Below are 1,325 nucleotides of genomic sequence, written 5' to 3' on the forward strand. Positions count from 1 at the left end.
ATAGATGAGATTATGGAAGAGTTGATTAAAGAAATATCGGACTTGAAGGCGTTAGTCAACCGCTTACTACTTCGTATCGAGGAGTTAGAAGCGGAAAATGCTGACTTGCGTCGTCAACTTAGCCAAAACTCCTCAAACTCACACAAACCACCTTCAAGTGAAGGATATTCAAAGAAGCCTCTTATTAAAGCAGCGCTTCCAAAATCATCAGGCAAAAAGCCAGGAGGTCAGCATGGTCATCCAGGCAAAACCCTTCAATTCGTAGCACATCCTGACGAGATTCATATCCATAGTGCCAGCCAGTGTGGCAATTGTGGCCTTGCCTTACAAGGCGAGGGACAAGTCGTTGCCCGCCGTCAGGTGTTTGATTTGCCACCTACTCGTTTGTGGGTAAGCCAGCACGAATTGGTGGCTCACCGTTGCTCATGCGGCCACAAGCAAGTAGGCCAGTTTCCTGCGGATGTGGTCGCTCCCGTTCAATATGGCAATCGCATTCATGCTCAGAGTATTATGCTCAATGTCGATTATCGTTTACCCTTCTCAAAGATAAGTCAATTATGGGCTGATTTGACGGGTTATGCCTATAATCCAGCGACACTGAGCAGTGCTCAAAGCAAGCTTTATGAACAGTTAGCTCCGATTGAAACCCAGATAAAAGAGCAGCTGAAAGCAGCCCCCGTCTGCCACTTTGATGAAACGGGGCTACGCATTGAAGGGGGATTGAAGTGGCTTCATTTAGCGAGTAACAATCTATATACATACTTTTTTGTTCACGACAAACGAGGTCAACAAGCACTTTTGTCAGAAAAAAGTATTTTTTCTGAATGTGTTAATTGGACGGTTCACGATTGCTGGTTGTCTTATTTTACGGTAGGGAAAGGACGACACAGTCTGTGTGGGGCACATTTATTGCGAGAATTGCAAGCTCTCATTGACCAAGGACGACAGTGGGCTAAAGACATGCACGAGTACTTAATGCAGGCTTATCAAACCTCTCGCCACGGTCCGATTCCTACTGACCAACAGGCACATTGGAGAATACGCTACCAACAAATTTGCCAACAGGCCGACCAAGAAGAACATCCCCCTATCTGCTTTATCAAATCAAATGGCCGCTTGGGCAGAGCCAAAAGGACGACTGGGCGTAACTTGTTACAGCGCTTGATTTTTCATCAAGAGGCCGTGCTTGCATTTGCATTTGAGTCAGGGGTACCCTTCACCAATAACCAAGCCGAGCGCGACTTGAGAGCCGCCAAGGTGAAACAAAAAATTAGTAACTGCTTCCGTAGTATCGGTGGGGCGACTGCCTACGCACGTATCGCTGG

General features: G+C 46.9%; 1 protein-coding gene. It reads left to right on the forward strand.

Going from position 1 to position 1,325, the window contains the following annotated elements; genetic code table 11:
• Window positions 1-1,325 (forward strand): IS66 family transposase (gene tnpC / locus AC23P2_RS31040; RefSeq protein ID WP_487776779.1); only part of this gene is annotated, 1,325 nt, incomplete at both ends.

The organism is Runella sp. R0.1_18 (genome assembly GCF_057652155.1).